Source organism: Methylomonas koyamae (assembly GCF_001644025.1).
GTDB classification, from domain to species: domain Bacteria; phylum Pseudomonadota; class Gammaproteobacteria; order Methylococcales; family Methylomonadaceae; genus Methylomonas; species Methylomonas koyamae_A.
In genome coordinates this window covers 1-7,083 of sequence record NZ_LUUK01000215.1, presented here as the reverse complement: position 1 = coordinate 7,083, position 7,083 = coordinate 1, and the positions used below count along the sequence as shown (strand labels likewise).

Genomic DNA, 7,083 nt, shown 5'->3' with positions numbered 1-7,083 from the left:
CTGTTAAAGGACCGCTTACTGTGAATAGGCTACTGGCGGTAATCAGGGCCATATTGAACAGAGCACACAAAGAATGGGAATGGATTGATAGCGTGCCTTTTATACGGTTGCTGCCTGAGCCGAAAAAGCGGATTAGGTGGTTAACCCAAGGTCAGGCTATCCGCTTGATACAGGAACTGCCGCCGCATTTAGCGGAAATGGTGAAGTTCTCGTTATCGACCGGCCTGCGGGAAAGTAACGTAACGCGGTTGCAATGGAGTCAAATCGATATGCAAAGGCGTTGCGCGTGGATACATGCAGACCAAGCCAAGGCGAGAAAGTCTATCGCCGTGCCGTTAAACGAAGAAAGTTTGGCGGTGATTCGGCGGCAAATTGGCCAGCATGATACCTACGTGTTCTCGTACCAAGGCAAACCCGTGTTGAATGCCAATACCAAGGCTTGGCGTCATGCCTTAGAGCGGGCGGGAATTGAAGACTTCCGCTGGCATGATCTAAGACATACCTGGGCCAGTTGGCATGTGCAGAACGGCACACCGTTGAATATTTTGCAGGAACTGGGAGGATGGAGTGAGCCAACGATGGTACAGCGTTATGCTCATTTGTCGCCTGGGCATCTTGCCGAGTACGCAGATAACGCAAGACTTGGTACAAATTTGGTACAGCAAATAAAAAAGGCCTAGGTGAAAAACACCTAAGCCTTTGATATATATGGAGCTGGCGATGGGACTCGAACCCGCGACCGGCTGATTACAAATTTGAAGGTCCGCTATTTTCTGCTGATTAACCAACCTTAACTAAGCTTTACAAATCAACAAAATCAACCTATTATCAGCCTTACGGGGTTACACGAAATTTAATCAAATTTAACCTACTGTGTAACCCCGGCGTAACCCCGGAATAATTTGTAACCCCGGAAGGTGGACACATGGCAGATAACAAAATCAACTTTACCAAGGCCGCATTGGATGCCCTGCCCCTACCGGAAGCCGGCAACCGGGCGACCTACCACGACACGAAAACCAACGGCCTACAGTTGCGCGTCACCAGCAACGGCGCAAAAACCTTTTCCTTGTTTCGTCGGGTTAAAAACGGAAGCCCAGAACGCGTAACGTTAGGCCGTTATCCGGATATGACAATCGAGCAAGCCCGAACCGAAACCACCCGGCTTAATGGCTTACTTGTTCAAGGCATTAACCCCAACACCGACGCCAGAGCCTTAAAGACCGAAACCACCTTGCAAGAATTGTTCGACGACTTTTTGCAACACCGACGCAACAAGCGCGGCGCTTTCCTTTCCGAGAAAACCAAACGAAGCTACCGCTACGACTTCGGCCTGTATCTGGGCAAGTGGGGCAAGCGCAAACTGTCGCAATTCAAAGACACCGACTTCGGCAAGTTACATGCTGAAATCGGCAAGGAACACCCCACCACGGCAAACCGCGTAATCGCGATGGCTTCCAGCCTATTCGGCTATGCTGCCGAGCGTAAGCTATTCAAAGGCGCGAATCCTGCCCACGGTATCAAGAAATACCCGGAAACCAAGCGCGACCGCTTTTTGCAGTCCGACGAACTGCCGGCATTTTTTACCGCCCTGGCCGAAGAAGCCAACGACACCCTACGCGATTACTTTTTAATTTCCCTGCTGACCGGGGCGCGGCGCTCGAACGTGCAAGAAATGCAATGGAGCCAGATCAACTTTGACCGAGCCGAGTGGCGCATACCCACCACCAAAAACGGCGAGCCGCAAACCGTCACCCTATCCGCCGAGGCGTTGGAAATCCTACGCAACCGGCACACCGACAAGGCCGGCGGTTGGGTTTTTCCTGGCCAGGGTGCAAGCGGTCATTTAGTCGAGCCTAAGAAGGCATGGCGGCGCGTACTGGATCGGGCCGGAATTGATGATTTACGCATCCACGACCTACGGCGCACCCTGGGAAGCTGGCAGGCCAAAACCGGCGCATCGTTGGCAATCGTCGGCAAATCGCTTAATCACAAATCACCATCGACAACGGCCATTTATGCCCGGCTTGACCTTGACCCGGTACGCGAATCGGTAGACCGGGCAACCGGCGCTATATTAGCGGCGGCCGGCCTTAAGGAAGCGGCGGACATCATCCCCATGAAACGCAATAAAGGGTAACCGGAACATGATTGACATGGAGCGGGTTACCCGCTGTGTGGCGTCGCAGCAATACTGCTATTCTCGGCATGGCGACAGAGAAAGGCAAAATGACGCGCTAAGCCTAGATGAAGTCGAGCAGTGTCTATTGAATGGCCGAATTATTGAACAATACCCCGATACCGGACGCGGCGAAAGCTGTTTAGTGGTGGGCTTTTCCAATGACGGCAAACCCATTCACGCCGTATGCGGCAACATGGGCGAAAAATTATTGATCATCACGGTGTACATTCCAACACCGCCTAAATTTATTACCCCTTTCGAGCGAGGCAATCCCAAATGACCGATCAGGAACAATGCGCATTCTGCGGTAACACACACTTAACCGCCAAAACCACCCGTTATTTGCATCAAGCACAAGGTGAAATGTTGATTGTCGAGCATGTGCCTTGTATCGAGTGCGACTTCTGCGGCGAGCAATATTTCGATGTTCAGGTATTAAAACAAATCGAAGCAGACCACCAGGCTATCAATGAACACCGCAAGCAGCCCGCTCGATTTGTGAAAGTTGCCGTCGATGAATTTCGCGCGGCGTGATTGATAATGAGAAAGCAAAGAACCACCGGGCGATAGTTGCCCAAAATCGGGCCGGCAAGTGTTGCGAGCACCCGCCGACCCTAACCACAACCGCACCTAACAGAGAGGCGCAATCATGGCTAAAAAGCATTCTACAGAAACCAAGGCGCTAAAGCTGCCGTACTTTGTCACCGATACCGCCGGCAAATATCGGGCGCGGCGAGCCTTGACCGAAGAGCAAATCATCAAGGCGGCTTCGGTACTGCTAAACAAGGCTGTTTTTAGGGAATCAGCCATAACTAGCCCGGACATTACCCGCGCCTATCTCAAAGCCCGATTGCGTGGCCTGGAGCATGAAGTATTCGTTTGCTTGTACCTGGACAACCAAAACCGGGCGATTGAGTGCGAAGAGCTTTTTAGAGGCACGATAGACGGCGCGGCGGTCTATCCGCGCGAAGTGGCGAAGCGATGCCTACAGCTTAACGCGGCGGCGGTCATATTCGCCCACAACCACCCGAGCGGCATTAGAGAGCCAAGCCTGGCGGATAAAGCGATAACCAACCAACTGAAAGCATCGTTGTCCCTGCTCGATATTCGCACCCTTGACCATTTCATTATTGGCGACGGCGAGCCGCTATCGTTTGCCGAGCGCGGCTTAATCTGAATAAAGCGGAGATGCTGAGATGGCAAAGCCAAAAAAAGATGTTGTTTTCTTAGGGTATCAGGGGAACAAACCGGATACCAGCGAGCAGATCATAAAGGCGCTTTATGCTGGCGACCCGCCACCCTATGACCGTGAGCTTTTGTTTGGGTATTTAGCGCGAGTTCTTGAAAACCAGACAGAACACGACCCCGAAACCTTCGCCGCTGCCTGTGCTTTGCGTGATGCCTTGGTTGGGGTGGATTTAATGAAGCAGGTAGGCATTAAATGGAAAAAAATCACAGAAGCGGATAAGCGCGAATTATTACACCACCCAGCAACATCGATTGTTAGAGCTGCCTACAACAATGAATTTTCAGATGACGGCAAAACGCAGCGAGAACATGCGGTTGCTGAGCTGGTTAACATGTTTGGCTATTCAACCCGGAGCGCGGAGACGTTTTTCGACAAGGTAAAAGAATCAGCCAAAACCACTGCAAAGACCTTTAAGGCGATGTTCCAAGCTGGCGGGCTTGAATACAAAGAAATGAAAGCCCCAGAGCAATCAATCGAAAATCAAATCCGAGAAATGCCGACCGGCAGCATGAACACCAGAAAAAACATAGATCGAGTTATGGAGCTTACCGGCCAAAACTACCGCGAAGCCCAAGCCCTTTATCACAAGGTACGCAGCAACAAGCAATGATTATGCCAACATAGCCGAAGCAAATTCTAACTGCTTTTGCTTCGGTGAAAACCCCGCCATTAAATCCGATTATTTAACCGTCATTAACAAGCCTAGCGAGGCAACACGATGGTTAAATCAACCACCCCCAACACAAACACAGCCAAAGACGCGATGCTAGACAACGCGGCGGCGGCTGAATATCTAGGCATATCAACCGGAACCCTTGACGTTTGGCGCTCAACAAAGCGCTATGCAATCCCGTTTATCAAAGTCGGGCGGCTAGTGAAGTACCGGCAATCAGCGCTTGATGCTTTTCTTGAATCTCGCACCCACGGCGCGGAGGTTTAAGTATGTCGCCAAAATCTGATTTATCGCGCTTTTTTCATCAACCCCGCATCATGGACAACTGCAAATCATGCGGAACACATGCCGACCGCGAAGAACTTACAGACCGCGGCCTTTGCCCCGAATGCGAATACTACGACGCCGCCGGAAAAATAGCCGAGGCCTACCAAATACGAGAGGCCGACCCATGCCTATAAAATCCGAAACCGTTAAACGGGCAATCAATCCGCCCGACTATTACCGCGCGGCCCTGCCCGATGTACCGCTAAAGCGGATCGGCTGGAACGATGGCGGCCTTTGCCCGTTTCACGGCGACACCGAGCGCGGATCATTCCGGATCAACACCCAAACCGGCGGCTTTAAATGTTTTAGTTGCGGTGCGGCGGGCGGCGACGTGATCGCGTTCGAGCAAAAACGCCACGGCCTGACCTTTCCGCAAGCCCTGGAAAAGCTGGCTAAGGAGTGGGGGCTAGAATGATCGAGTTACCGAAAATCTACAATCAAAAGCCGTTGGTGTTTGGCTGGACATACCACGACGCCAACAGCCAACCCTTGGGGGCCGTGGGCCGGTATCAAGCCAAGGGCGCGAAAAAAGACGTGGTGCCGTTTTTCCGGCGGCGCGGTGCCGATTGGGTGCCGGGAATCGATGCCGACCCCCGCCCCTTGTTTGGTCTGGATCGGCTGGCGGCGCATGACAAAACTAAGGCGGTTTTTATCGTTGAGGGCGAACCATGCGCGGCGGCGCTGCAATCGATTGGCCTTTGTGCCGTCACCAGCTTAGGCGGATCGCAGGCGGCCAAAAAAGCCGACTGGACACCGCTAAACGGCTTCGGCGCGGTGTATATCCTGCCCGACATTGACGAACCCGGCGAGAAATACGCGGCGGAGGTGGCCGAATGCCTGGCGGCCTTGCCGCAACCGCCGAAGGTTAAGACCGTTTGCTTGCCGAACCTTGAAAAAGGCGGCGATGTAGTGGACTGGCTGGAAGGCTGGGTTACTGGCTGGGATCGCTTCGGGCCGATTGACAGCGGATTGCACGAATCCCTACAGGCCAAACTTCGGGAAGTGATCGCCAGCCAAGCCGCCCCGACAGCCGCCAGCAACCCAAGCGCGGCCACCCGTGGCACGTGGGCCAACCCCGGCGAAATCCGCCCGAAAATCCCGGCGGTTTTACCGATGACCCCGGAACTAATCCCCGCGCCTTTCCGCGATTGGCTGGCGGATGTCTCGCATCGAATGCAAACCCCGGCGGATTTTCCGGTAACTTCAACCATTGTGATTTTTTCCAGCGTGATCGGGGCCGGTTGCGGCATTCGCCCAAAGCAGCGCGACGGCTGGGAGGTTATCCCTAATCTTTGGGGCGCCTGTATCGGGCGGCCTTCGGTCTGTCTGAAATCCCCCAGCATGAAAGAGGCGCTAGGCATTCTTGACCGGCTGCAATTTGTCTATGGTGAAATGTTCGAGCGCGAAAAACGGAGCGCTGATTTTGAAGGCATGGTGGCCGGCGCGGTACAAAAAGACCTGAAAAGCCGGCTAGATAAGGAGGCCAAGAAAAGCACGATGGACGGCCGCGAACTTGACCTGTTGCGGGCTGAATACCTGGAAGCCTTGGAAGCCAGCGAACAGCAACCGACACGGCGACTATTCAAAACCAATGAAACCACCATCCAGAGCATGACCAGCTTACAAGCGCAAAACCCGCGCGGCTTGCTGGTGTTTCGTGATGAGCTAACCGGCTTATTGGTCAAGTGGGATCAAGAAAACGGAGCCGATGAAAGGGCTTATTTTCTGGAGGGGTGGAACGGCAACGGGACTTATACCGATGTAAAGATTGCCCGAGGCGTCACCGAGGCAAAACAAATCTGTATCAGCTTGCTAGGCGGTATCCAGCCCGACAAACTGAAAGCCTATTTGCACCAAGCCCAAAGCGGCGGCAATGATGGCATGATTCAGCGCCTACAGCTTGCCGTGTGGCCGGATGAGCCGAAAAACTGGCAATTGATCGACACCGCCCCCAACAAGGAACACAAGCACCGCGCCTTTGTAATCCTGCAAAAGCTGGCGGAAATGGACTTTGCCGAACACGGGGCCAACTTCGACCGCGACCACGACGACCGGCCTTATTACCGTTTCGACGAAGCCGGGCAAGCGGTGTTTTTCGAGTGGCTGACCGAGCTGCAAACCGGCAAGATACCGACCGAGGAAAACCCCTTGATGGTGGAGCACTTCGGCAAGTTTCGGTCATTGATGCCGAGCTTGGCGCTGATTTTCCACCTGATCGACATTGCCAACGGCGCACCGGGCGGGCCGGTCACAGAAGCAGCGGCGCGGCTGGCGGTGGCGTGGTGCGATTACCTGGAAAGCCACGCGCGGCGAATTTATGCGATGGCCGAAAGCCCGGAACAGGAAGCGGCGGTAAAACTAGCCAGCAAGATCAAAGCCGGCGGCCTGCCGAACCCGTTTACCACCCGCGACATTGACCGCAAAGGCTGGCATGGCTTAGGCAAGGGCGCACCCGTGAAAGAGGCGCTGGAAATTCTGGCCTATGAGGGCTGGATACTGGAGCAACCGCCAGAGCCGCAAGCAGTAGGCCGGCGGCCTTTGCCGAGCTTTCACATTAACCCGCTAGTTTTGCGATGATCGACCGTAAGAACCCACCCCAAAACCAACCGGCTTAGGCCGGTTTTTTTTTGCCTGCCGACCGCCACGGCGCGC

General features: G+C 54.0%; 9 protein-coding genes. All 9 read left to right on the top strand.

Translation table 11 applies throughout. From position 1 onward, the window contains the following. On the top strand, window positions 1-680 hold a 680-nt coding region (locus A1355_RS21500), incomplete at its 5' end, for a tyrosine-type recombinase/integrase (protein ID WP_197471877.1). A 245-nt stretch (window positions 681-925) separates the two neighbouring features. Next, the gene (locus A1355_RS21495; protein ID WP_064031332.1) at window positions 926-2,140 is read left to right on the top strand and encodes a tyrosine-type recombinase/integrase; all 1,215 of its coding nucleotides are present in this window, start codon (window positions 926-928) and stop codon (window positions 2,138-2,140) included. A 7-nt stretch (window positions 2,141-2,147) separates the two neighbouring features. Continuing rightward, window positions 2,148-2,462 carry a DUF4258 domain-containing protein gene (locus A1355_RS21490; protein WP_064031331.1) on the top strand — a complete coding sequence of 105 codons (315 nt, stop codon included), beginning with the start codon at window positions 2,148-2,150 and terminating at the stop codon, window positions 2,460-2,462. Then, the gene (locus tag A1355_RS21485) at window positions 2,459-2,716 is read left to right on the top strand and encodes a YgiT-type zinc finger protein (protein ID WP_064031330.1); all 258 of its coding nucleotides are present in this window, start codon (window positions 2,459-2,461) and stop codon (window positions 2,714-2,716) included. Before A1355_RS21490 ends, A1355_RS21485 begins: the two co-directional genes overlap by 4 nt. Before the next feature lie 115 nt (window positions 2,717-2,831). After that, window positions 2,832-3,359: a RadC family protein gene (radC, locus tag A1355_RS21480; RefSeq protein WP_064031329.1), complete on the top strand. Its 528-nt coding sequence runs from the start codon at window positions 2,832-2,834 to the stop codon at window positions 3,357-3,359. 19 nt (window positions 3,360-3,378) lie between these two features. After that, the gene (locus A1355_RS21475) at window positions 3,379-4,041 is read left to right on the top strand and encodes a hypothetical protein (RefSeq protein WP_064031328.1); all 663 of its coding nucleotides are present in this window, start codon (window positions 3,379-3,381) and stop codon (window positions 4,039-4,041) included. A 108-nt stretch (window positions 4,042-4,149) separates the two neighbouring features. Further along, window positions 4,150-4,371: a helix-turn-helix domain-containing protein gene (locus A1355_RS21470; protein WP_082885697.1), complete on the top strand. Its 222-nt coding sequence runs from the start codon at window positions 4,150-4,152 to the stop codon at window positions 4,369-4,371. Window positions 4,372-4,555: 184 nt separating this feature from the next. Further along, complete coding sequence (locus A1355_RS21465; RefSeq protein ID WP_064031327.1) at window positions 4,556-4,846, top strand: CHC2 zinc finger domain-containing protein; 291 nt, start codon at window positions 4,556-4,558, stop codon at window positions 4,844-4,846. Next, window positions 4,843-7,008 (top strand): DUF3987 domain-containing protein, encoded by a 2,166-nt coding sequence (locus tag A1355_RS21460; protein WP_064031326.1) that lies wholly within the window; start codon window positions 4,843-4,845, stop codon window positions 7,006-7,008. The genes A1355_RS21465 and A1355_RS21460 overlap by 4 nt, the downstream gene beginning before the upstream one ends. The last annotated feature ends 75 nt before the right edge of the window (window positions 7,009-7,083 follow it).

What these genes read in the sequence shown, in the direction of transcription:
- A1355_RS21485 (WP_064031330.1), top strand. Translation starts at nt 2,459, where the DNA reads ATGACCGATCAGGAACAATGCGCATTCTGCGGTAACACACACTTAACC.
- A1355_RS21470 (WP_082885697.1), top strand. Translation starts at nt 4,150, where the DNA reads ATGGTTAAATCAACCACCCCCAACACAAACACAGCCAAAGACGCGATG.
- A1355_RS21465 (WP_064031327.1), top strand. Translation starts at nt 4,556, where the DNA reads ATGCCTATAAAATCCGAAACCGTTAAACGGGCAATCAATCCGCCCGAC.
- radC (WP_064031329.1), top strand. Translation starts at nt 2,832, where the DNA reads ATGGCTAAAAAGCATTCTACAGAAACCAAGGCGCTAAAGCTGCCGTAC.
- A1355_RS21490 (WP_064031331.1), top strand. Translation starts at nt 2,148, where the DNA reads ATGATTGACATGGAGCGGGTTACCCGCTGTGTGGCGTCGCAGCAATAC.
- A1355_RS21460 (WP_064031326.1), top strand. Translation starts at nt 4,843, where the DNA reads ATGATCGAGTTACCGAAAATCTACAATCAAAAGCCGTTGGTGTTTGGC.
- A1355_RS21495 (WP_064031332.1), top strand. Translation starts at nt 926, where the DNA reads ATGGCAGATAACAAAATCAACTTTACCAAGGCCGCATTGGATGCCCTG.
- A1355_RS21475 (WP_064031328.1), top strand. Translation starts at nt 3,379, where the DNA reads ATGGCAAAGCCAAAAAAAGATGTTGTTTTCTTAGGGTATCAGGGGAAC.